Genomic DNA, 23,492 nt, shown 5'->3' on the forward strand with positions numbered 1-23,492 from the left:
CGAGGACTATTTCAAATCGCGAAATGTCATCGCCTCGACGTCACCGCCAAGTGACCATGCCCACACAGACCTTAACCCCGATGGTGACTTCATCGGGTCAGGTCGAAACGAAATTTGACCCGGACGATGGGTTATTTCGACAATGTCGGAGATGTGCCCAGTTTCCGTCCCATGATCGACGACGGTGGGATGCTGATTACCAACTGGTCGTATGACGGCCACGGCACGCCCACGATGCGAATTGAATCGGACTTCGTCAATCAGAACGACTTCCCGCAGGCCAATGCTGCCCTTGGTTCCAGCGACTTCTTCGACACAATTCAGATGGACCTGTCGGGGTATGACTATCAGTGGGACACGGGAGTCAATATTCCGGGATTCATCGGAAATACGCCTTACTCACTGGACCGCGGTGATATCTTCAACGTCCTGCCCGGTGAAGAACCGATTCAGGCCGACTCTCTGGAACAGAACGACAGCTTTGCGGGTGCCTACGACCTGGGCACAGTCGCGGGCGCCGGCTTTTCCGTCAACGATCTTGCGATGAACGGCAATCTGACCATCGAAACGAAGGGTGACCGCGACTACTACAAGTTTGTCGCCGGTGACACCGGATCGCTGGACGTCGTCGTCAGTGCGACGGACGCTCTGGGCGATTCGCTTCAGTACCTGATCTACGAAATCGACTCGCTGCTGCCGACGGAAGAAGTACCGATGGTGCGTGCGGCAGACGGTTCGCCGGTTCGTACCGTCGTGCCTGCCACGGGAACGCGAACACTGACGGTGGACGTTGTTGCCGGCCGTACCTACATCATCGAAGTCCTGAGCAACGAACAATCCAACCTGGGAATCGCGGTCGAAGGCAAGCCGTTCAACTACGGCACCGTTCGAAGCTATGATCTGACGATCAACGCTCCCGGTACCCCGCTTCCTCCTGTGAACGGTGCTCCGGCAAACGATGGCGGTGAAGGTGCCGGTCAGACCGACGGAGGTAACGGAGGCACGGCTCAGGTCAATATCCCGGACCAGGATCCGTTCGTGCTGGATGTGGTCGACGTGAGTCCCGATCCCCGAAATGCCGCTGTGGATACGATCACAGTGATGTTCAGTGAAGATGTTACCGGCGTGGACATCAGCGACTTCACGCTGACACGCGATGGCGTCGCACTGAATCTCTCCGGAGCCTCGGTTGTGGAAGTCACTCCGGACGTCTACCAGGTGACAGGACTGGGAAGTCTGACCGGACTTGGCAAGGCCGACGGCAGTGCGACAGTGTACGAACTCACGCTGACGGCGGCCGGTTCTGGAATCATGGATGTCGACAGCGCGTTGCTGGTTGGTGACGCGACGGAGTCCTGGACGCTGACAAATCAAATCACGTTCACCGGCGATTCGGTGGATGCCGATCCGGGCAACGGCTTGTTTGCTGACCGAAATGGCAACGCGTCGCTGCGTGCCGCCATCATGGAAGCCAACGCATCGCCGGGACTGGATGTCCTGCAACTGGCAGCCGGCACGTACACATTGTCACTTGCGGGAGCCTTTGAGGATGCCGCCGCGACGGGAGACCTGGACATCACGGAAAGCATCCGCATCGTGGGTGCCGGTGCCGGCAGCACAATCATCGATGCCGCTGCCCTGGATCGCATCTTCCACGTCCATCCGGGAGCGACGCTGAGTCTTGAAAACCTGACCATTCGCGGCGGCCGGGCAGCGGACGGCGGTGGTGTCTTTGTTGAAGGTCGTATTCTCGATTCCGCTGGTGCTGTTCTGACGGATGCCGGAATCCTGAACCTGCTGGACGTCAATATCGTCAATAGCGAAGCCTTCAATCAGGGCGGCGGCATCTATAACCTTGGTACGGTGAATTCCGAGCGTTCTTCCATTTCATTTAACGTCGCGGGATCGCGCGGCGGCGGATTGTATAACCTTGGCATTGCCAACCTTCGCAACACGACCGTGTCGACAAACTCAGCCGTGTCTCGCGGCGGTGGTATCTACACGGAAGGTACCGAAGACGAAGTCAATACGCTGCTGACTCCGGTAATCGCTCCGGCCCGGCTGAATTCCATCAACTCCACGATTGCCGCCAACACGGCGGGGGCTCTCGGCGGCGGACTGTACGTCGAAGAAGGCGGGATGGCGACGCTCGGGAACACAATCATCGATATCAACCACGCCGGGTTCGGCCGACCGGATCTTTCCGGCCGACTGACGTCGTCAGGCAACAACCTGATTGGCAATCTAAACGGCACTCGGGCAGATTCCGCGCTGGTTGCATCCGACATCGCGGGTGGCGTTACGGGTGGCGCTCCCGTTCTGACTGCCGGACTGATTCCGGTAACCAGCGCCGGCGGAAACGGAACCTGGCATCACCCGTTTGCCTACGGTCGTATCGACCTGACTGGAACAGTCTCGATCACAAACGCAACGCGAATCGTCACTGGATCGGGAACGCAGTTTACGACGGAAGTGCTGATTGGCTCCGTACTGACAATCGGCGACACGAACTTCGTTGTCGAGAGCATTCAGTCCAACGTCCAGTTGACGGTCACACAGGCGGCGACGGAAACGATCTCCAATTCGGCGGCTTCGGCTCGCGCTCGCGGCGTTGATGCCGGAAATCGCAATCTGTTCATTCCGGCAGCGGGTAATTCGCTGTTTGATGAGGTGGATCAGATTGGAAATCCGCGACTCATTGAAGGCGACGCGGATGCCGTTTTTGCCATCGACATCGGTGCCGTTGAGTTTCTCGTCAGCGATCCGGTGGCATCATTCACAGCGACACCCAATCCCGTTGGCCAGGGCGAAACGGTCAGCTTCGACGGTTCGGCATCCACGCACACCAACCCAGGTGCCGGTTCGCTTGTGTTGTATGAATGGGACTTTGACTATCAGAACGCAACGTTTACCGTCGATGCGACCGGCGTCACGGCATCGACGTCGTACAATACCGACCGCGACCGGATTGTCGCGCTGCGTGTGACGGACAACTCGAACAAGACGGACATTGCATTCGTGACCGTTATTGTTGGAGTACCGACTCGGCCGGAAATCATCAGCCCGTTCCCGGTTACCAGCGACTCCACACCCACCATTGACTGGATCAATGCGACCGGGACGTTCTCGCTGGTGATCAACAATCTGAGCACCGGGCAGAACGGCGTCGTTTCGCAAACCGGTTTGACATCGAATTCCTTCACGGTTCCCGCGAGCCTGGCTCCCGGTCAGTACGAAGTCATTGTCACTGCGACGAACGCTGACGGCAGCACGTCCAGCCTTCCTTATGAGTTTGAGATTGTCCAGATCCAGCTTCAGAATCCGGCCAATGGACAGTCCGGGTTTGACACAAGTCCGAACTTTGTCTGGAACGCTGTACCCAACACAGAACGATATGTGCTGTGGGTGAACCAACGGACGCCTGTGGCAACTCCGCGGATCGTCTTCGAAGAATTCATTGACGGAACGACATCCGTTTCTCTGGATGGGCTGACGGCAAGTTTCGAAGTTATCAATTCACTGCCGGTAGGAACCTACACCGCATGGGTGCAGGCAATCGACGACAACGGAAATGCCGGCGACTGGAGCCCGGCGACGCAGTTCGAGATTTCACGAATCATGGTGACGGGACCCGCACCCGCGACGCATTCCATCCTTGACCGGACACCGACGATTACCTGGACAGGACTTGGTGCGAACCAATACGAACTGTGGGTCACGCAGTTGAGCGGCGAAACGAAGGACACGTCCGGAAACACAGTGCCGCTGACATCGCCAAAGCGCGTGATCTACCTGCCCGCGTTGCAGCTTCAGCCCGGTGCTCCCCGCGAATATACGCCGACAACACCGCTTAATAACGGCCAGTACCGGATTTGGGTACGCCCGCTGGCGGACGACGGAGAGCCGGGTCTGTGGAGTCCGGCTTATGATCTGCAGGTTGACTTCCGGGTCGGTCCGACTGCCATTTCGCCGACCGGAACGGTGACGGATCGGACTCCGGAGTTCGTCTGGACGGCCATCGACGGTGCTGACCACTACGAGTTGTGGGTAAACCGGGCCGGTTCGAATCCTGCGACGAGAGTGATCTACAACAACGATATTCCGCACGTCAACGGGGCGACGACAATCAAGTACACCGACCCGGCCGTGAAGCTGATCAATCCCGGACACCGCTGGTGGGTCCGGGCATTCACGGCGGACGGGACTCCGGGCGCGTGGAGCGCTGTTCAGACATTCTTTATTCCGGCACCGGCGATGACCGGTCCCTCCGGTGCTATCACAAACACCGGTCGGCCGACATTTACATGGACCGGCGTGCCGGAATATGTCCGGTATGAACTTTGGGTCAATAATACGACGACCGGCGTATCGCGTGCGGTCTATGAAACTCAATTGACCGGAACCTCATTCACGCCCGACCTGCCGCTGCAGAACGGAACGTTCCGGGCATGGGTCAGAGGATTTGACGCTCAGGGAAATGACTCCCAGTGGAGTAACCCGATTGTCTTTTCCATCAACACGGCTCCGACGAATGCTCCGACTCTGTTGAGTCCCAGCGGAGTGACGACAGACAACACGCCGACATTCACCTGGAACGCCGGCGGGCCTGCTGTCGCCTACGAACTGATTCTGAAACAGATCACGAATCTGGGACAGCAGGAAGTTGCTCATCCGACGGGAATCACTGGCACGTCGTATCAGCAGACCACGCTGCTGTCGCCGGGAACCTACCGCTGGTGGGTGAGAGGCCTGAACGTCGACGGCAATCCGTCAACGGCATGGAGCCAGCCGCGCGACTTCCGGGTCGTGTCTGCTGAAGTTCCTGCGATCGACGGCTTTGCCTCTCCGCTGATCCCGGGTGAGTCTGCCGCCGAGGCGATCGTAACGTCACTGGATGTCACTGACTGGAAGGACAATCTGCACAGCATCACGGTTCATCCTGCAGCCGTCGTGGCCACGTATCATTCGAACGCTGTGGAAGCGCAGACGGCTGTTTTGGAAGAAGTTCCCGCATCGGCCGAAGACGAGAACTACCGACAGTTGGACGCCGTGCTGGAAGCATTCGCCGTTGATGGATTCTGGTCAGAACTGCCTGGTGTGGAGCTGCAGTTTGACGATGCCGATAGCGACAACCTTCCCGGCGTTCCGGCAGCTGTCATTGACGAAGCCGTCGTGCAGCCCGCTGAACAACAGGAGCGGTCGTATTCCGCTGCCGCAGTGGCAATCGGGATCGCGGCGTCAACGAGGAGACGTCGTGTTCGCAATGAAGAAGAGTAGGCTCCCGGCGCGAATTGGCGGCTGATTCGGCGTCACAGAGGATGCTGCCATGTGGCGGCGAGTTGTGGTGACGACGATCACGCCGAAATGAACGTGCGAGCCTGGTGACAACGGAGACGGGGCCGGCGGATATCCGCCGGCCCCGTTTTTTTCGTCGTCACGGAATGTCTGCCAGATCAAATCGACCGGCACTAATCCTGATAGTCGACTTCGATGTATCCCTTCCTGACGCGAACATCGACCTTGTACTCACCGTAGTTGTATCGAACGCGATTGCCGTCGCGACGACATTGAATGCTCTCGCAGGCACACGGCGGCACGCAGATGCTGATGTAGACGCACTTCGGACCGCAGCAGTCGCAGTCGTGTTTGCATGCACAGGGATCCTTGACCTTGATGATCTTCGTGACGGCGCACGGAGCCATCTCCCTGAGGTCTTTGTACCTGACGCGCTGGAACAGCGGCGCCACGGGTTCGGAGTAGATTTGCCCATACGGTGCCGCGTCGCTGTAGATCTCCGCGCCACCGTTGACGTCGCCGTCGCTGTAGATGTCGCCGTACGGTGCCTCCGGAATCGGCGTCAGGACTGGCGGATCCTGTGCCGGCGCGAAGCCGACGGAACCAGCAACAACCAGGGTCATGCACAATGACCCGATTCGACCGAGTTTCTTCATCGCTGTCCTTTCCTTCCCTGTGAAAATTGAGTGAATTCGACTGAACGGTGCGAGTGTTTCGCCGCAGGGACGACGTCCGGACTCGCCCCTGCATGACAACTCTTGCCCACCGTGACGATCCGTCAAGAGCTGCTTTCCGTGGCGGTGCCATTTCTGCGGTGCCCGGCGTCGTGTTGGCGCGTCGTGGCGACCGCTGTTAATCACGGTAGGCTGCGAAGCCTGAAAAACTCAGCGGATTTCGCCGATATTCTGATCCGACTGCATAAGACACGACACGTGGGCGGTTTGTGCGATCCGTGCGGACTTCCGGCTGTTGACTTTCGTCTTGGCCGAATTTGCCGATTTCCGTACGATCGGGCATATGGAATTCAACATACGGCCAGTTTCACGGACATGTGCCGTGACGGGAAAGGCGTTAACACCCGGCGACATCTGTTGGTCAGCGCTGGTTGAAGAAGAGGGACGGCTGGTTCGACAGGATTTCAGTGCGGAGGGCTGGACCGAGCCTCCGCCGAATGCTGTTGGGTATTGGAGATGCGTTGTTCCGCCCGAACAGGAATCCGGCGAGCGTCGCCTGGATACAAGTTCGCTGTTTGAATACTTCCTGCAGTTGTGCGAATCACCGAATGTCGTGGAGCAACAGCATCTGTATGTTCTTGCGCTGCTGCTGCTGCGAAAGAAACGACTGATTCTGGAAGAGACCGTGGAGACCGAAGGGCAGTCGTCAATGCGGCTGATCGGATCAGGCGGCGAAGGGCCATTCACGGTCACCGAAGTTGAACTCGCCGGCGACAGCATCCTGGAGATACAGTCTCAGTTGTTTGGAACTGCCGACGCCGCGTGACTGCACGAACCGCTCACGGATGAGCCATTCGAGATCAGGGAAGACAATGTACGTGCAAGTACTTCAACGTCTGGCAATCTGTCTGCTGCTGCTGCTGACGGTCTGCGGCTGTCAGTTGAACCGCTGGTGGCGAAAAAGTGAGGTTGTGCCGGCAGATCCCGCTTTGCCGATGACGCTGAGTCGGGATGAGCTGGTGGAGTACATCAACAGTCAGGTTGTCGGCATGGATTCCTGGCGCAGCACTCGGACGAAGATGACGGTTCGGATGCCGGGGATGCCGTCGCAGCGGCTGAGCGGTTCGATTGCCTGTCAGGCTCCGCGGTATTTTCACCTTGTTGCCGACAATGTTATTGCTCACGCGGATCTGGGGTCGAATTCCGAACGATGCTGGGTGTACGTGCAGCCTGGTGAATCCGCGGTGCTGACATGGCAGCATGAGGACACCGCCCTGCTGCAGCAGGTTCCCACCGGCGTCCCGTACATCGACCCGAGCTGGCTGATGCTGGTGCTGGGCGTCACACCGCTGGAACCGGAAGACTACTTTTTGAGTGAAGAAGCGTCCCGTGTGCTCTGTCTGAACGCGAATGAACGCAGCCCGGAAGGACGCAGCCTGAGACGTGTCATTCGCGTGGACACGGTGAAAGGGGTGGTGAAGGAGCATGCAGTCTACGACGACCACGCGAATCTGCTGGTGCGGGCTCAGCTAAGCGACCACCGGCCGTTTCAGGGGCGCGTGATCCCGACCGCCGTCACGCTGGATTTTCCACAGATGAATTCTGAAATCTCGCTGACGTTCGAGCAGATCGAAACCAACCCGACGTTGCCTGCCGCGATCTGGGAAGTGCCGAGCGGCAAGGCAATGGAAGTGGTAGATCTGGGCGTCAATCTTCGGCAGCATTTGCAAAAAAACAACATTGTGATCCCGCCGCCGAAACGGGAACCTTTCCTGGGCGGTCCATCGATTCGGCTTGAGCAACCGCAGTTTAACGGCAGCGGCAGTCCGGGGCACGACCTGGAGGCGCCGGACTGGGACGTCGACAGTCCGTTTGGTTCAGTCTTTCGTGAGACCGGCGCGACCGACTCAGAGTTCGACACGACCGATTCGCCTGCCGCAGCGGGGCGCGCCCGGCCTTCCTGGTAGCGGGCTGGCGGTATCAATCGGCAGCCGGGCCGGTGCCGTGCGGGACAATCGTTTCACTTCCGAACGGTGCGGTTTGGGATTCCACCGATCCGCGGGGCCAGCACAGCACAAACCGAGTGCCTTCACCCGGAGCGCCTTCAATTGAGATGCGGCCGCCGTGTTCCCGGATGATCTTGCGGCTGACGGGAAGTCCGATTCCGGTTCCGCGCGACCCTTTGGACGATTCGAACAGATTGAAGACCGTACCGCGCTGTTCTTCCGGTATGCCGGGACCATTATCGGAGACAGCCACCATCATCATGTCAGAGCGGGAATCGAATCCGGTCTGCATGACGACGGCCCCGCCGTCAGTACCTTCGACGGCGTCGATGGCGTTGGAGGCGATGTTCAGCACCGCGCGATGAATGCCGTCTTCGTCGAATGCCGCAACGGGCAGATTCTCGCAGGGTTCGAACTGAAAACGAACGCCGCGTTCTTCCGCCTGCAGCGCCATCAGGTCCGCGATGTCGCCACACACATCGTTCAGTTGAGCGGGTTTCAGATTCGGGACACGATCCTTACTGAACGAGAGCATATCGGTCACCAGATCGAAGATCCGGTTTTGATTGCGTTCCACGATTCCCCAGCCCTGGCGAATCTGCTCCTCCCGAGACTGATCCAGGCCGGTTTGAATCAGGTAACTGCCTCCGCGAATGCCCTGCAGGATATTCTTGATGTGGTGGCTGAGCACTGCGATCGTCTGTCCCATGGCGGCGAAGCGTTCCGCCTTCAGAAAAGCTTCCTGATGACGTCGGGCCTCCACCGCCAGAGCTGACTGGCGAGCGACCGCCAGCACGGCTTTGAGGTGTTCGTCGTTGAGGTGTTCCCCGCTGAGCACCACTCCACCATCGCCACCGATAGTGGTCGTATCGATATACAGGACTCCCAGAAGTTCTTCATGGCCCTTCATCGGTGCACAGATGGCTTCGCGAGTTCCGGAAGCAACGATGCTGTTTCCTCCGGAAAACCGGGCGTCGTGCAGTGCGTCGGACGTGCGGACGGCCTGACCGTGTTTAAGCACATGTCCGGTAATCGACCGCGAGATCTGCATTTGATCAGGTGCTCCCTGGTCCGGTCGCCGCTTCTGAAACGCGATCGGTGTCAATTCTTCGCCGATGGCTTCCTTCAGCAGAAAGCAGCCCCGATCGGCCCGAATCGCGGTCAGCGTCAGTTCCAGAATTCGCTGCAGCAGTGATTCCAGCGTATGCACCGGTCGGACCAGTTCTTCGGCGACCTGGTACAGCAGTTCGAGTCCGCCGCGCTGTTCGGACCATAGCGCCAGCGACGACGCGGAATCGGCCCGCACCTGCCGCACGATCGCCGATTGCGGTTCGGCCAGGAAGTCGTCAACCAGTTGCACCTGATCGGCTGAGGCGTTTGCGGTGTCTTCGGCCTGGTCCAGTTGAAACGTCAGCAGAGTTGCACCCAGCCGAATGGAATCGCCGTTTCGCAGGCGGGCATCGGAAGTCCGCTGCCCATTCACGCGGATGCCGTTGGCGCTATTCAGATCGACGACGCGAAATCCGGAACCATCGGGAACGATTCTCGCGTGTTGACGAGAAACTTCGCTGTCGTCGAGCCGCACCTGCGACCCGACACTGCGTCCGATGACGATGGCACCTTCGTCGGAAGTGACTTGAAACCGCGTGCCACGATTTGGTCCGTGGACGACCAGCAGTGTCGCCAGAGTCACAGGATCTTCCCTCGTTCATCGACACGCGGCAGCGGACTGTCTTTCCGAGTTTGCCGCGGCACAGTCGTCGCTGCCGGAAGCGTCGGCATCGCTGCGGCGGCGCTTCACAATCGTGACGGCATTCCCTTCGTCGTTGAATGTCACTCTGTCCATGAACGCGCGGACCAGCAACAGCCCCCGGCCGCTGGCACGCAGCAGATTCTCCGGGTCGCGAGGATCGGGCAGCGCTGCGACGTCGAACCCTGGGCCTTCATCGCGGATCGTGATTTCGGCCATATCGCAGGTGAACAGTGCGTCAATCGTCACACGGCGCTCCTGATACGGCGACTCAACGCGTCGCGCGGCAATCATCTGTTCGTAGTGGTCCTGCCCCGACTCCTTCAGATCGGAACTGACTTCCAGATTGCCGTGGACGATTGCATTGACGAGTGATTCTTCCAGTGCCACTCCGAACTGAACGGCATCGCTGTCGCCGATGACTCCCAGAGAACGGCCCAGTTCCTGCAGATACGAAACGGTGACGGGGATCTGTTTGCGGTCGTTTGGCAGCCGGATTTCCAGCGAATGCCGAGTCACCTGGCTCAGCAGAGCCCTCCGCTGCCGGTCGCCGTCCGACGCGGCCAGGACGGACTCAATGGCTTCGGCAAGTGACGCTTCCAGGTGCTGTTTGGAAACGTAACTGGCGGCTCCCTGTCGCAGAGCCCGCATTGCCACTTCCTCACTTCCGAAGGACGTAACGATCACCACCGGAATCTGAGGATGCTGTTTGCGGACGTGGCCCAGCAGGGCCAGCCCGTCCATCCGCGGCATCCGAACGTCGCTGATAATCAGATCGCAACTATTCTGTTTCAGGAATTCCACGGCTTCCGTTCCGTCGGTCGCGGTGCGGACTTCCCATTCCGGCACACGTGCCAGCAGCCTTTCGGCAAACATCAGATCGAACTTCGAATCGTCGACCAGAAGAATCCGCGGCATGAGAACAGTTCTTTCTGTGAACAGACACGCCGAAGTCGCTGCTACGCGGTATCATCAGCATGGCAAACCTGTCAGCCCGAACGGTGCTTTCGATATCGTAGCCGGATTCAGGTGCCTGTCACAACAGAGCGATGTGAACTTGCAGATGTGCCGGTGCCGGCTGTTTCCGGGCGGCGGAAGTGAGTCCGCATGATTGATCAGCAGCAACTTCTTGTGAATACGGGGAACGATCCCGTATTGGCGTATCAACTCTGCGAAGCATTCGTCAGCAGTTCCACCGAACTGGAAGCCGAACTGCGAGCTGCCTGCCTTTCACATGATCATGAGTTACTGTCCCGCACGGCTCACACTCTGAAATCTGCCTTCGACGTGCTGGGGGCCGTTGAGCAGCGCGACCTGGCACTGCAGGTCGAACTGCTGGCTTCGGCACGCGGCTCAACCGGTGCGGAAGCGGACCTGCTGACTCTCAGCCACCGTCTGCTGGGGGAGGTCGTCTCGGTTCGGGCCGCCGTCCGGCAGTTACTGGACTGACACACGTTGTTTATGCCCGGTGCCCTGAATAAACTGGATAGCCGTCCTGAGCCATCGGAGACTTGTCCATGAACATGACAGCAAACCTAAAGATCATGCCAGCCGTGATGGCGGCGATCCTTCTGGCTCCCTTTGCATCAGCGCAGGACGCAGCTGCGCCAGCGCCTGAATTCGAAACGGTGATCGCCCCGCTGCTGGAAGCTCATTGCATTCAGTGTCACGGCCCGGATGCTCAGGAAGGTGATCTGCGGCTGGACGGTTTTGAGGGGCTGGCCGCCGGTGGCAAGTCAGGTTCTGCGATCGTGCCGGGTTCCGTCGACGAGAGCCTTCTGATCGCGGCCATTGAGTACAACGATGAGGCGCTGCAGATGCCTCCCGACGGTAAGTTGCCAGCGGACGTCATCAAATCACTGCGATCATGGATCGAAAACGGAGCTAATCACCCGGACGGCGACCTGACTCCGCGCGAAGTGAAGCCACCGTTTGATGTCGACCAGGCGCGCCTGTTCTGGGCGTTCCAGCCTGTGCGCCGGCCGACAATTCCTGCTGTCGCCGGTGAAGCTGCCGGGACGCGCCGATCGACGCGTTTGTGCTCGCAGCGCTGCAGGACCAGGGCATTCCGCCGAATGGTCCCGCAACGAAGGAGCAGCTCATTCGACGTGCCACATTCGATCTGACGGGGCTTCCGCCGACTCCCGAAGACATTGCGGCGTTCCTGGCCGACGAATCCGAGCAGGCATGGGAACGCGTCGTCGACCGCCTGCTCGAATCGCCGCACTACGGCGAACGCTGGGGACGTCACTGGCTGGATGTCGTTCGGTATGCTGATTCCAACGGCCTCGATGAAAACGTGGCCCACGGCAACGCCTGGCGCTATCGAGACTACGTGATCGCTTCCTTCAATGCCGACAAACCATTCGATCAGTTTCTGCGTGAGCAGATCGCCGGGGACCTGCTCATCGGTGATGCCACTCCGGAAGACCGCCGCAATGAACTGCTGACGGCGACAGGATTCCTGGCACTTGGCGCAAAGGTGCTGGCTGAAACCGACAAAGTCAAACTGCAGATGGACATCGTCGACGAGCAGGTCGACACGCTTGGGAAAGCGTTTCTGGGAATGACCTTCGGCTGTGCTCGCTGCCACGATCACAAGTTCGATCCGGTTTCGCAGGCGGACTATTACGCGATGGTCGGCATCTTCAAAAGCACTCACACAATGGAGTCGCTGAAGACGATCGCTAAGTGGAACGAAAACCCGATCGCGACAAAGGCCGACACGGCGCGAATCGAGCAGCATCAGCAACAGATTGATGCGAAGAAAACCGACATCGAACGCGTCATCGCTGACGCCCGGGCGGCTGTCGCGACGGCTTCCGGCAGCGATGCCGCAAACGCTGCCGAAGAGCAGTTCCCCGAATCCTCAAGGAAACACCTTGCGGCCCTGCGAGAAGAACTGAAGCAACTGGAATCCTCCGTTCCCGTTGTTCCGACGGCCATGGGAGTCACCGAAGGCGAAGTCGCCAGCGCCCGCATCAATGTTCGCGGCAGCCATCTGACGCTCGGCAGGCGAGTGAATCGCGGCGTCCCGATTGTGTTTTCCGATGCGTCGAAGCTGCAGATCGCGTCCGAAGAAAGCGGCCGGAAACAGCTTGCCGACTGGCTGACGGGTCCGTCACATCCGCTGACCGCACGAGTGTTCGTCAATCGCATCTGGCGCTGGCACTTCGGTCGCGGGCTGGTGGCGTCGACCGAAAACTTTGGTCATCTGGGAACTCCGCCGTCGCATCCGGAACTGCTCGACTGGCTGGCCGCCGAACTGGTGGAGCAGGGCTTGTCCGTGAAGCGACTTCACCGCGAAATCATGCTGTCGGCAGCGTACCAGCGAAGCAGTCGCGATTGTGAAACAGCGACCGGCATTGATCCGGAGAATCACCTGCTGTGGCGATTCAGCCCGCGTCGCCTTGAGGCCGAAGAAATTCGCGACAGCGTACTGTTCGTCAGCGGCCTGCTGGACAACAAACAGGGCGGTTCGATTCTGAACGTCGGTAATCGCGAGTTCATCTTTGACCATACGTCTAAGGACAATACGTCGTACGATTCGTTTCAGCGGTCGGTGTACCTGCCCGTGATCCGCAACAACCTGTACGACGGCTTCGCGTTGTTCGATTACACGGACGCAGCGGTGCCCAACGGAGACCGCAGCACATCAACCGTGGCTCCGCAGGCGCTGTACATGCTGAACAGCCCGCTGTTTTTGCAGGCGTCCTCAAAGTTATCCTCCCGGCTGTTGAGCGAATGTCCTGACGATGAAGCTCGCGTTCAACGACTTTATCAGCTGGCGTTCGGGCGCACGGCGACGGCTGACGAAATCCAGAGAACGCTGGCCTTCTCGCAGCAGTTTGCCGAAGCAATCACGCAGCAGAATGAAAAACGTGACGCCGCGTGGACCGCGATTTGCCAAAGCGTCTTGGCGTCGAATGAGTTTGTCTATGTGAGGTAAAAGCACTCCGCAGCGACCGTTGCTTTGCAGATCCGCGTCCCGAACGGTGCTGTCGACACTCCCGATGATCCCTCCCTCCGGCAATCCCGCCATCAGACTTCCCGCCATGAATACCAACGTACAGAGTCGCCGTTGTCTGCTGCAGAACACCGCTGTCGGTTTCGGACATCTCGCGATGGCCGCCATGCTGCAGCAGCAGGCCTTTGCCGACCTTCCGACGGCAGCAGCACCCTTTCATTTCGCTGCGCGAGCCAAGCGGGTCATCTTTCTGTTCATGAAGGGCGGCCCGTCGCACATGGATACGTTCGACTACAAGCCGCAACTGCAGAAGGATCACGGCAAGCCGCTGCCGTTCGACAAGCCGCGTGTCCAGTTCGCTCCCACCAACAACCTGCTGGGATCGCCGTGGCGATTCCGCCCGCACGGTGAAAGCGGCATTCCGGTCAGCACGCTTTTCCCGAATGTCGCGAAGTGCGTTGACGACATCTGTTTTCTGAATTCCGTCCACGGCACAAATGCGGCTCACGGCGGAGCAGCTCTCAAACTGCACACGGGAAGCGACACGTTCGTGCGGCCCAGCATGGGAGCGTGGGTGAATTATGGTCTGGGCACGGAAAACGAAAACCTGCCTGGTTTCGTCACGATCTGCCCGACGCTGGCTCACGGTGGTGTTAACAACTGGGGGTCCGCCTTTCTTCCCGCACAAAGCCAGGGGATTCCGCTGGGTGTCGCCAGCCAGCCTTCGTCGTCCGCCGCCGTGAAGTACATCAGCAACGATCGCTGGTCGCCGGAAGTTCAGCGATTGCAGTTGAAGCTGCTGAAGCAGATGAATGCTCCTCTGCTGCAGGACGCCGCCAACGCCGACGTGCTGGAAGCCCGCATCAAGTCGTTCGAACTGGCGTTTCGAATGCAGTCACAGATGCCGGCGGTGCAGGATCTCACGCAGGAAACCAAGGCCACTCATCAGTTGTACGGCATGGATGAAAGCATGACCGAAGACTTCGGTCGGCAGTGCCTGATGGCTCGCAGATTCACGGAAGCCGGCGTTCGGTTCGTCCAGATCACTCACAGCGACACGAAAGTCCAGTGGGATCAGCATTCCGACCTGTTCGAAGGTCATACAAAGAACGCACATGAAGTCGACAAGCCGATTGCCGGGCTGCTGATGGATCTGAAGCAGCGAGGACTGCTCAGCGACACGCTGGTGATGTGGGGCGGCGAGTTCGGGCGCACGCCGACGGCTCAGGGAACGAACGGCCGTGATCACAATCCGGAAGGCTTCACGATGTGGATGGCCGGTGGCGGCGTAAAGGGCGGCATGCGCCACGGCGCGACCGACGAATACGGCTATTACGCCGTCGAAAAGCCGATGCACATTCACGACGTTCACGCGACCATGCTGCACCTGCTGGGACTGGACCACGAGCGTCTGACGTACCGCCACGCCGGCCGCGATTTCCGCCTGACGGATATCGCCGGAAAGGTGCACAGCGAAATCCTCGCGTGACACGAATTCAAGGGAGCGGTGTCCTCCGTCATTCCCGCGCAGGCGGAAACCCAGCGTATGCAACTGCGTTTCCGCCTGCGCGGGAATGACCAGCTGATACAGGGAACTGAAGCATCAATCCATTGGTACACGTTACTTACCCACCAGAATCTCCCGCCGGCCATTCGAGTCTGCTGCCGCGCGGTTCATGCCGTCCGTATTAAAGTCCATGACGATATTGCCGGCCTTCGAAACTGCGATCACGCCGCCACTTGTCCTGTGACTCGGATGCCGCAGCGTCGCCCTGACCGCTTCTTCGACCGATTCGCCGAGATACTCCATCCGCGCCGCGATGTTGTACGCAACGGCGTGGCGAATGAAGTCTTCGCCAACACCGGTGCACGACACGCCGCACGTTGAGTTATCGGCGTACGTTCCGGCTCCGACGACGGGAGAATCGCCGACCCGACCAAAGCGTTTATTCGTCAGGCCGCCGGTGGACGTGCCGGCCGCGATATTGCCCTGAGAATCAATCGCCACGCAGCCGACGGTCCCGATGCGAAATCCGTCGGGCATTTCCCGGAACGCCTGCGCTTTCTGCAGATTCTTCCGCTGTTGATCTGTGGAAAACCATTCGTTCGAGACACGTTCGATCGCATCGCCGAGTTCATCAGCGAAGGATTCCGCACCGTCGGTGACGAGCAGCACATGGCGAGTATCCGTCATCACATGGCGGGCGAGCGTAATCGGATGACGGATCGTGCGGACTCCGGCAACCGCTCCGCAGGACCGGTCGCGTCCGTCCATGATCGACGCGTCCAGTTCGTGACCCCCAGCCGCATTGAACACAGCTCCGCGGCCGGCGTTGAACTGCGGCAGATCCTCCATAACACGGATGACGGCTTCGACGGCATCCAGACTGCTTCTCCCGTCTTTAAGTATCAATTCACCGGCTGACAGTGCCTGTTCCAGTCCGGCTTCGCGACTCGACCGGTCCTCATCGTTCTCCGGAGCACTGCCTGCTCCGCCGTGGATGGCAATGGCATACGAGGGAGCCTTCTGCTGGGCAGCGACATTAACAGTTGTCATGACGAACAGTCCCAGCGTGATAACAACAGGGCATGTCGAATAACGGCAGCGTGGCCTGCGAGACATTTCAGATCCTTTGCGGTCAAAGACGACAGAGTCCGGACGGTCAATCAGTGGTCATGACGTTGTCGACCGTTTCGTTTCCGCTGCGGCCATCAGTTTTCGCTGATACCGTCCCTGTACGACGTCGACAATCACCAGCACGAAGATCACGAAGTAGAACGTGCTCTTGGCCATCGGTTCGACGTGGTACGAAAACAGTTCCAGGTGAGCCAGGTGGCCGCCTTCGGAAACCAGCATGATGCCGACGATAAACAGGATGAACAGGCCGAGGACTTCATATAGCCGATTGCGTTTCAGAAACTCACTGACGCGGTCAGCCAGGACAATCATCAGCACGCCGCTGGCCACGATCGCCAGAGACATCACCACCATGTTGGCCGTCGTGACGGTCCGAATCTTTGTTTCCGCATCCGTCGTCGAAGCCAGGGCAATCGCGCTCAGGATGGAATCAAAGCTGAAGATGACGTTCATCGTCACGATCCAGAACACCGCCGACGCGACGGATCGTTTTCCGCCTGTCTCCGCGTGCAGGTCGTGATCGGCCAGCATGTGGTGAATCTCCTTAACGGCCGTGTAGATGATGAACGCCCCACCGGTCAGGACGATCAGCGAATGCACAGTAAATTCAAAGCTGACGTGAATGGATTCGAAGGTGCGGCCGATCAATGGCTTCGAAAACTTCTCGATCGCCGCTGTCACCGCAAACAGCAGAGCAATGCGCAAAAGTATCGCGAGCCCGATTCCCAGCTTGCGAACAAACGACTGCCTGTCCTCGGGCACTCGCTTGGATTCAATGGAGATATACAACAGGTTATCGAACCCCAGCACCGCCTGCAGCAGAGTCAGCATCAGCAGCGTCATGACGTGAGACAATAGGATTTCAAACGCCATGGCGCTGGCTTTCACGGTGGTTCGCGGTGGAGTCAAACCGTACGGAATGCGGTCGCGCGGGAGTGTAACAGCGCTGTCGCACCGACTTCAAAGTCACCACGCGAACGATTCGACCGGAGTGATCGCCTGTTCTGCGCTGTTGTGGCTTTAGCCGAAGCTCGCAAACCGACGATCGCAGTGCCATGCCCAGGCAACTCGGTGCAGCCAGTTGCCACCGTCAACGTCCGATTCACGGCAGTTAATGACATGCAACTCACTGGTGCCAGGCTCTGCGAGCTCTGAAGCGGTGGGAGCGGACATCGATTCGTTCCAGAATTTCGTTGTGTCGCCGGAAACTCGCTGGCCAGTGCCGTGGACGTCTGAACCCAGGCGATGGCGAGGAATCGCAGGACGTTTCCGTTCAGCGTGAATGTGCTTCAGTCCGGACGCCGGTTCGCAATACTTCAACCGTCTGTTGCATCTGATCGCTGATCTGTTGCCAGCCCGCGCGACGGTACTCGACTTGGTCAAACGTCATTGCTTCGCCGATGCAAACCGAGACCGCGCCGAACTTCGGACGCTTAGCGTCCGGTGGCCACGCCTCGAATGCTCCGCGAATGTAACAGGGGATTACCGGCACCGCCGTTCCGGCGACCAGCATTCCCGCGCCGGGTTTGAATGGGTTCATCATGCCTGTTCGCGTGCGAGTTCCTTCCGGAAACAGAATCAGCGCCCCGCGACCGTCCACCAGCCGTTGACGCAGCGATTTCAGAGCATGCAGGCCACAGTTGTCTCGCCACATCGGTAAAGCATTCAGCAGGAAAGCCGACAGCACTGCCGACGTTCGTGTTTCAAAGAATGTGTCACCCGCGGCGATTGGAAACAAACGATGACGAATCGCTGCCGGGGCGGCAGCTCCCAGAACAAGTGCATCCAGATGCGAAGAATGATTGGCGACCATCACGAACGGAGGTCTTGAAGGCAATCGGTCGCCGCCCTCCACCTTCAATGCGAATCGTCGCCGCAGCCACCGCTCGACGAAAAACCAGCAGCACCGAGTCGTGGCGCTGCCAACCAATCCCGGTTCACGCACGGCGCTTCGAAGGGCTGCCCCGGCCGACAGGTTCAGGTCGGCTGCCGGTTCATATTGCCATTCCGATTCCGGTTCCTCGTTGCTCATGTTTCGTTACACGCCACTAATGATGCGGGTCGCCTGATCGAGTCCAACTCCGCCGGCTTTGAAGTAGTTGACGTAATGAAACACTGCCGGAGCCACCAGCAGCAGGCTGTCGAAGCGATCAAGAAATCCGCCGTGGCCCGGAATCGTGGCTGCCATGTCCTTGATCCCCAGGTCGCGTTTGATCGATGACAAGACCAGGTCGCCGCATTGTCCCATTACGCTGATTGTCATTCCCAGCACCAGCAAGTGTGCCGGATGGTCGAGTGTGGTTTTCTGAAACACGAAGTGCCCGATGACCGAAACAAGAATGGTCGTCAACATCAATGCTCCGACCGCCCCGCCGATTGTCTTGTTGGGGCTTGTATTCGGGGCCAGTTTCTGTCTGCCGAATTTCTTTCCGGCGATGTACGCAAACACATCATTGAGTTCCACGGTCAGCAGCAGCCATAACAGCATCGGACGAAACAGCGCGTCGTTTGCCAGGTATGCCAGGTGTCCAAGACTTGCTCCCAGAAGTGCGAATCCGAAGACGCTGAGACCAACCCGCTGAATGAAACCCTTCGGTTGATCCGCGAGCAAAGCGGTCAATGAAATCAGGCAGACCGCCAAAGGCCACGCCGCTGTGAAGAACCCAGGCCAATGATCGATCACCGCAAAGTAGACCATCAGAATCGTCACGACGACGGCGCTGCTCATCATCGGCCAGCGAAAGAGTCCGGTCGCGCGCGCGTACTCGCGGTAACACAATAGACTCAGGAAGCAAAGAGTCCCGATGACCCAGGCGGCACCCAGCAGAATCGGGACAACCAGCAGCGTGGCCAGCACATACCACGATCGGGTTCTCGTGATGAGTTCCCGGAACGTCGTCTCGTCGACACTGCGCCGGTGATGTAGAACACGAATCATCACCGACGCGAAAAGCAGTCCGGCGACAATCGCGATGCAAACGCCGACAGTCACCGGGTGATCAAACGCCTTCGTTACATCAAATAGCCGCTCCCGGGTGGTCATTGCGTTTGACCTCCCAGAAATACGGCCGCACGCCACAGCCTGCGGATTGCGGTGATGAGTCCGCCAGCGATAACCACCAGCAGCACCGCCCGTGCCTCACCCGTTAAACCGTGCCAGGTGCCCGGTGCGAATGTCATGTAGACTCCCAGCATCGTGACAAGCGCCATTCGCTGCGGCTTCGCCAGCGGTCCGCAGAAGTCATTGGGTGCTCCGACGTTTGCCGCCGTCATTCGTACGTAGGCGACGAATACGGCCACAAGAGCCGCAAGGTAGCCGAACGTGACGCCGCCGCCGGCTGCGTAGCCCAGGCCAATGAAGATTGCCGAATCCGAAACGCGGTCCGGAACTTCGTTGTAGAGTTCACCCGTTGGCGATGCGATCTTTCGTTCAATCGCAACCATGCCGTCGAACAGATTGCACAGCAGCCGCACCTGGCACAGGATGGCTCCCAGCAGCCACGCCAGTCTCTGCGGTACCCCCGTCCAATGCGATGTCGCGGCGAATGTGCATCCCGCGCAACCGGCGGCGACCATTCCGAATACCGAAATTGCATTCGGCGAGACTCCGGCACTCGCCAGTCCGTGAGAAGCCCATTTCGCCCACGCAGTACCGCGGCTCTTCAATGGCCGCCGATCGGTGGGTGCATACGGCGGGTCCGGGATCATGATTTACCCATCAGGTACATTCCGGCAATCATCAGCAGCATTCCGGCGACGTTAACCATTCTGATCGGCGTCCCATAGGCTCGCCAGGCGACCAGAGCAGCCCAGATAAATGTGCTGGCATAGATCGGATACAGGACCGTCAGCGATCCGCCTTTCCTGAACGCTGCCACAAACAGAACCATCACGGCCACATAGCAGATCACTCCGCCGGCGAGCCGCGGATTCACCACGTAGCTCATCACGGAACCCTGCGCGGATTCCGCGCCGCTCTTGTAGAGATACTGTCCGATGGCACCCAGCAGTGCGGCGATCGCGAACAGCACAACGCTGACAGCGGGTGTTTTCACTGAATATCTCCCCAGGTCCTGTGTGAAGATGGTGGCAGGCTCGCGTATTCACTTCGTGCGATAAAGCGCAGTGTAATGCACGGTCCGTGCAGAATTTACTCTGCAACAGGACTTCGAATGTCTGCGGATTCCGTTCCGACATTGTAATCCTGTTGACTGGCCCTGGCGGCAGTCTCAGACTGGGGCAGCATTCGCGGATTCCGCGTGCGTATCTGTCTGACTGTTTCGAAATTCCACAGAACATTGTCCTTATGGCTTGGCCGAATTGCGTTCCGGACGACAACGTCCATTGCCTGCTGATTCAGCCGGAGTTCAGGGCATCCAATTTCTGGAACCTGACGGAATCGGCGGCTACCACGGGAGCAAGAACCGTCGCGCCACCTCTGGGACTGCTGACGGTTGCCGCCATTCTGCCGCAGCACTGGACGTTTCAGCTGGTTGATCTGAATGTCCGGCCGCTGAGTGACGACGAATGGGAAGCCGCCGATGTGATCTGTACCGGCGGCATGATCCCGCAGCAAAGCGGCATTCTGTCGCTGATTGACCGCGCGAACCGTGACGGCAAGTACATCGTTGTCGGCGGACCCGATCCCACCAGCCAGCCGGACATCTACTGTGGGGCCGACGCGCGAGTACTGGGCGAAGGCGAAGCGTCGATTCCCGTGTGGATGGAATCCTGGCGCGCCGGAAATCCCTGCGGCCTGTTCGCCGCAAACGGAAAGCCGGACGTGACACTGTCGCCGACACCTCGCTTTGATCTTGTTGATTTCCGGTACTACCTGCAGGTGGGAATTCAGATTTCCCGTGGCTGTCCGTTCAATTGTGAATTCTGTGACATCATTGAACTTTACGGCCGAGTACCCCGCAGCAAGACGGTGCCGCAGGTGCTGGCCGAACTGGACCGTATCGCCGACCTGGGTTATCGCGGCTGGATCGATATTTCAGACGACAACTTCATCGGCAACAAGAGATTCGTGAAGTCGTTCCTGTCGGAACTCGAACGCTGGTGTCAGCGCAGAAAGTTCCCGTTCTACTTTTCGACCGAAGCGTCGATGAATCTGGCGGACGATGACGAGTTGCTGGACCTGATGAAGCGCTGCGACTTTCGCTTCGTCTTTATGGGAATTGAAACGCCGGATCCGGATCTTCTGGCCGTGACGCAGAAGAAGATAAATTCCATGAAGCCGATCGTGGAACGCGTGCATCACGTCTACAAACACGGCATCTCCATTTCGGCCGGCTTCATTCTGGGATTCGACAGCGAAAAGCCGGGTATCGCCGATGCAATGATCGAATGCATCGAGGAAACCGGGATCATGGTCTCGATGGTGGGGCTGCTGGTCGCTCTGCCAAACACGCAACTGACGCGGCGTCTAATGCGCGAAGGGCGCATGATCGGCAGCGACCATCAACTGATCCCGCCGTCGTCCGAAACCCTCTATCGGCTGGAAAACCCCGCCAGTTCCGACAACACAACCGGCGGACTGAACTTCGTCAGTACTCGCGACCGGCGGGAAATCTACGACGACTATCGCCGGATTATCGCGGCCGTTTACGATCCGAACGTGTATATGAAGCGAGTCATGCGAACGACTCGAATGATGCGGCCGGAGCGGCGCCAGCAACCTTCGCTGCGGGAACTGATTGTACTTGCCAAAGCGCTGGCCCGAATTGCCTGGTGGATGACTCGCAACCGGCAGGTCCGTCGGCACTATTGGATCAACACGCTCCGCGCGCTGCCAATGGGAATGGCCAAATTCGAATTCTGTCAGTCCCACATGGCCGCCTTCATGCATCTGGGGGCTCAGGCCGATCGAGTCGCCACAGAAATGCAGGTGGGCATCGATTTCGCAAACGATGTCGCCACGTATCCGCTCAGCACGGACGATCTGCCGTCCGCGGTAAAGCCGCTGCTGCCTGTTGCCGCGGGCACGTGTGCCTCAAGCTGACTGGTTCCAGGGCTCTGCCTTCGCGACTTGTTCCAGGGCTCAGCCCCGGAACGCCATGCCAGGAGGCGGCGCCTTTCATGCATCGAGGCATCGCGATGCTGCCGCGTCAATCGCCCGGGCAGGATTCCAGCGATTGCCGGAACTGACGCATGAGCGTCGTTTCGTCAACCTTTGATCGTTGCGACAAGGCAGTGCGAAGCTGCTTGAAAGGAAATCCCGGCAGGGCCGTGCTGTCTTCCTGCTCAACGTACTCGCCATCCACGAGTCGATGAATTGTCAGCATCTCGTCGTGCCATCGCCAGACTTCGGGAACGCCCAGCCGGGCATAAATCGGCATCTTGCGAATCGCAGCGGCCCTGTGTTCAACTTCGATCGCAAGATCGGGAGGCGGAGCGGTTTCCAGGTCGATCTTGTTGAGCGCCCGCACACGCGGTTCGTTCTGAATATAGTAACTCTGATCTCCCTCCAGTCCCCGGTTGATCGACTTGCACCGCAGAGTCATTGATCCCGAGGAACGGATCTGGATGTTTCGAGCCATCCGCCATTCGTGAATGAATGTATGAATTAGCATCGAAATCAGTTCGTGGAAGCTGCTCAGCGTCATGATTTCCAGCACTCCGTCGTCGAACGTCATTCGCAGTCCGGGATTACCCGGCTTGTCGCGCAGCAGGACATACTCTTCCCAGTCGATTTGCGACAGAACCACCGCATTTTCGAATGCGCCACCACGCCCCGGCGGTGAGTCCTGCGTCTCGGGCACGGACGGAATGGTCGTTGTTGACATGATTTGCTCCTGCTCAGCCATAGGAATCGCATTGGTATTCTACGGCGCTGCCAATCACGCGTCGAGAAAGCTCACGCGGGGCGATTGCCACCGTCGCGGCGACCACCGGGCTCTCCGATGTTGGCACGACATATCGACCGGCTGCCCGCGATCGAAGCGCGCAACAGACGAGCAGGCTGAACTTGCAAGGCAGCGCGTTCCAGGGCACAGCCTACTCACGAGTTCTCGGCAACTTTCTTGAGCCACTCCAGCTCGACTTTCAGCCGTCCGATCTGCTCGTACAGTTTGGTCGATTCCGGGGCGGTAGTGAAAGTCGGCAATTGTGGTCTCCCGGTACGGAAACGCGTCGAACAAGCACGGATTGTATCACGGGG

General features: G+C 58.9%; 18 protein-coding genes. 8 read left to right on the top strand and 10 right to left on the bottom strand.

All coding sequences use genetic code 11. The features are described from left to right. The first annotated feature begins 171 nt into the window (after positions 1 to 171). Positions 172 to 5,277, top strand: a complete 5,106-nt coding sequence (locus R3C19_15085) for a hypothetical protein (GenBank protein ID MEZ6061670.1) — start codon at positions 172 to 174, stop codon at positions 5,275 to 5,277. Between the two features lie 191 nt (positions 5,278 to 5,468). On the opposite strand, the gene R3C19_15090 is transcribed toward R3C19_15085, so the two are convergent. Further along, positions 5,469 to 5,951, bottom strand: a complete 483-nt coding sequence (locus R3C19_15090; protein MEZ6061671.1) for a hypothetical protein — start codon at positions 5,949 to 5,951, stop codon at positions 5,469 to 5,471. 400 nt (positions 5,952 to 6,351) lie between these two features. Between R3C19_15090 and R3C19_15095 the strand changes: the two genes are divergently transcribed. Together R3C19_15095 and R3C19_15100 are read left to right on the top strand one after the other, a co-directional pair. Then, positions 6,352 to 6,795: a hypothetical protein gene (locus R3C19_15095; protein ID MEZ6061672.1), complete on the top strand. Its 444-nt coding sequence runs from the start codon at positions 6,352 to 6,354 to the stop codon at positions 6,793 to 6,795. Positions 6,796 to 6,847: 52 nt separating this feature from the next. After that, complete coding sequence (locus tag R3C19_15100; protein ID MEZ6061673.1) at positions 6,848 to 7,936, top strand: hypothetical protein; 1,089 nt, start codon at positions 6,848 to 6,850, stop codon at positions 7,934 to 7,936. A gap of 13 nt (positions 7,937 to 7,949) precedes the next feature. Here R3C19_15100 and R3C19_15105 read toward each other — a convergent pair whose 3' ends face one another. Together R3C19_15105 and R3C19_15110 are read right to left on the bottom strand one after the other, a co-directional pair. Beyond that, a complete protein-coding gene (locus R3C19_15105; GenBank protein ID MEZ6061674.1) occupies positions 7,950 to 9,668 on the bottom strand; it encodes an ATP-binding protein in 1,719 nt (572 codons plus the stop codon). 15 nt (positions 9,669 to 9,683) lie between these two features. After that, complete coding sequence (locus tag R3C19_15110) at positions 9,684 to 10,643, bottom strand: response regulator (protein MEZ6061675.1); 960 nt, start codon at positions 10,641 to 10,643, stop codon at positions 9,684 to 9,686. 189 nt (positions 10,644 to 10,832) lie between these two features. Here R3C19_15110 and R3C19_15115 point away from each other — a divergent pair, with 189 nt between their 5' ends. The 4 genes from R3C19_15115 to R3C19_15130 all read left to right on the top strand — a co-directional run bounded on the left by R3C19_15115 (position 10,833) and on the right by R3C19_15130 (position 15,181). Continuing rightward, positions 10,833 to 11,174, top strand: a complete 342-nt coding sequence (locus tag R3C19_15115) for an Hpt domain-containing protein (protein MEZ6061676.1) — start codon at positions 10,833 to 10,835, stop codon at positions 11,172 to 11,174. Positions 11,175 to 11,242: 68 nt separating this feature from the next. Next, the gene (locus R3C19_15120; protein MEZ6061677.1) at positions 11,243 to 11,851 is read left to right on the top strand and encodes a c-type cytochrome domain-containing protein; all 609 of its coding nucleotides are present in this window, start codon (positions 11,243 to 11,245) and stop codon (positions 11,849 to 11,851) included. Next, positions 11,764 to 13,674 carry a DUF1549 and DUF1553 domain-containing protein gene (locus R3C19_15125; protein MEZ6061678.1) on the top strand — a complete coding sequence of 637 codons (1,911 nt, stop codon included), beginning with the start codon at positions 11,764 to 11,766 and terminating at the stop codon, positions 13,672 to 13,674. The genes R3C19_15120 and R3C19_15125 overlap by 88 nt, the downstream gene beginning before the upstream one ends. 106 nt (positions 13,675 to 13,780) lie before the next feature. Beyond that, positions 13,781 to 15,181, top strand: a complete 1,401-nt coding sequence (locus tag R3C19_15130) for a DUF1501 domain-containing protein (GenBank protein MEZ6061679.1) — start codon at positions 13,781 to 13,783, stop codon at positions 15,179 to 15,181. 132 nt (positions 15,182 to 15,313) lie between these two features. On the opposite strand, the gene R3C19_15135 is transcribed toward R3C19_15130, so the two are convergent. The 6 genes from R3C19_15135 to R3C19_15160 all read right to left on the bottom strand — a co-directional run bounded on the left by R3C19_15135 (position 15,314) and on the right by R3C19_15160 (position 20,385). Continuing rightward, positions 15,314 to 16,249 (bottom strand): isoaspartyl peptidase/L-asparaginase, encoded by a 936-nt coding sequence (locus R3C19_15135; GenBank protein ID MEZ6061680.1) that lies wholly within the window; start codon positions 16,247 to 16,249, stop codon positions 15,314 to 15,316. Positions 16,250 to 16,366: 117 nt separating this feature from the next. Continuing rightward, positions 16,367 to 17,203, bottom strand: coding sequence for a hypothetical protein (locus R3C19_15140; GenBank protein ID MEZ6061681.1), 837 nt, complete (start codon positions 17,201 to 17,203; stop codon positions 16,367 to 16,369). A 400-nt stretch (positions 17,204 to 17,603) separates the two neighbouring features. Further along, on the bottom strand, positions 17,604 to 18,362 hold the full coding sequence (locus R3C19_15145) for a lysophospholipid acyltransferase family protein (protein ID MEZ6061682.1): 759 nt from the start codon (positions 18,360 to 18,362) through the stop codon (positions 17,604 to 17,606). 6 nt (positions 18,363 to 18,368) lie between these two features. Then, positions 18,369 to 19,373 (bottom strand): phosphatidate cytidylyltransferase, encoded by a 1,005-nt coding sequence (locus R3C19_15150; GenBank protein MEZ6061683.1) that lies wholly within the window; start codon positions 19,371 to 19,373, stop codon positions 18,369 to 18,371. After that, on the bottom strand, positions 19,370 to 20,038 hold the full coding sequence (locus tag R3C19_15155; protein ID MEZ6061684.1) for a CDP-alcohol phosphatidyltransferase family protein: 669 nt from the start codon (positions 20,036 to 20,038) through the stop codon (positions 19,370 to 19,372). The genes R3C19_15150 and R3C19_15155 overlap by 4 nt, the downstream gene beginning before the upstream one ends. Next, entirely contained in the window at positions 20,035 to 20,385 is a 351-nt protein-coding gene (locus tag R3C19_15160) for a hypothetical protein (GenBank protein MEZ6061685.1), read from the bottom strand. The genes R3C19_15155 and R3C19_15160 overlap by 4 nt, the downstream gene beginning before the upstream one ends. A 251-nt stretch (positions 20,386 to 20,636) precedes the next feature. Here R3C19_15160 and R3C19_15165 point away from each other — a divergent pair, with 251 nt between their 5' ends. Continuing rightward, the gene (locus R3C19_15165) at positions 20,637 to 22,334 is read left to right on the top strand and encodes a B12-binding domain-containing radical SAM protein (GenBank protein ID MEZ6061686.1); all 1,698 of its coding nucleotides are present in this window, start codon (positions 20,637 to 20,639) and stop codon (positions 22,332 to 22,334) included. A gap of 106 nt (positions 22,335 to 22,440) precedes the next feature. Here R3C19_15165 and R3C19_15170 read toward each other — a convergent pair whose 3' ends face one another. Continuing rightward, positions 22,441 to 23,118, bottom strand: a complete 678-nt coding sequence (locus R3C19_15170; GenBank protein ID MEZ6061687.1) for a Uma2 family endonuclease — start codon at positions 23,116 to 23,118, stop codon at positions 22,441 to 22,443. Between the last annotated feature and the right edge of the window lie 374 nt (positions 23,119 to 23,492).

It is taken from the genome of Planctomycetaceae bacterium (assembly GCA_041398785.1).
In the GTDB taxonomy this organism is placed as follows: domain Bacteria; phylum Planctomycetota; class Planctomycetia; order Planctomycetales; family Planctomycetaceae; genus JAWKUA01.

Excerpts from the sequence above, each read along its gene's own strand:
- R3C19_15115 (MEZ6061676.1), top strand. The coding sequence starts at position 10,833 with ATGATTGATCAGCAGCAACTTCTTGTGAATACGGGGAACGATCCCGTA.
- R3C19_15140 (MEZ6061681.1), bottom strand. The coding sequence starts at position 17,203 with ATGGCGTTTGAAATCCTATTGTCTCACGTCATGACGCTGCTGATGCTG.
- R3C19_15155 (MEZ6061684.1), bottom strand. The coding sequence starts at position 20,038 with ATGATCCCGGACCCGCCGTATGCACCCACCGATCGGCGGCCATTGAAG.
- R3C19_15090 (MEZ6061671.1), bottom strand. The coding sequence starts at position 5,951 with ATGAAGAAACTCGGTCGAATCGGGTCATTGTGCATGACCCTGGTTGTT.
- R3C19_15130 (MEZ6061679.1), top strand. The coding sequence starts at position 13,781 with ATGAATACCAACGTACAGAGTCGCCGTTGTCTGCTGCAGAACACCGCT.
- R3C19_15145 (MEZ6061682.1), bottom strand. The coding sequence starts at position 18,362 with ATGAGCAACGAGGAACCGGAATCGGAATGGCAATATGAACCGGCAGCC.
- R3C19_15165 (MEZ6061686.1), top strand. The coding sequence starts at position 20,637 with ATGGCTTGGCCGAATTGCGTTCCGGACGACAACGTCCATTGCCTGCTG.
- R3C19_15110 (MEZ6061675.1), bottom strand. The coding sequence starts at position 10,643 with ATGCCGCGGATTCTTCTGGTCGACGATTCGAAGTTCGATCTGATGTTT.
- R3C19_15135 (MEZ6061680.1), bottom strand. The coding sequence starts at position 16,249 with ATGACAACTGTTAATGTCGCTGCCCAGCAGAAGGCTCCCTCGTATGCC.
- R3C19_15085 (MEZ6061670.1), top strand. The coding sequence starts at position 172 with ATGATCGACGACGGTGGGATGCTGATTACCAACTGGTCGTATGACGGC.
- R3C19_15150 (MEZ6061683.1), bottom strand. The coding sequence starts at position 19,373 with ATGACCACCCGGGAGCGGCTATTTGATGTAACGAAGGCGTTTGATCAC.
- R3C19_15120 (MEZ6061677.1), top strand. The coding sequence starts at position 11,243 with ATGAACATGACAGCAAACCTAAAGATCATGCCAGCCGTGATGGCGGCG.
- R3C19_15170 (MEZ6061687.1), bottom strand. The coding sequence starts at position 23,118 with ATGTCAACAACGACCATTCCGTCCGTGCCCGAGACGCAGGACTCACCG.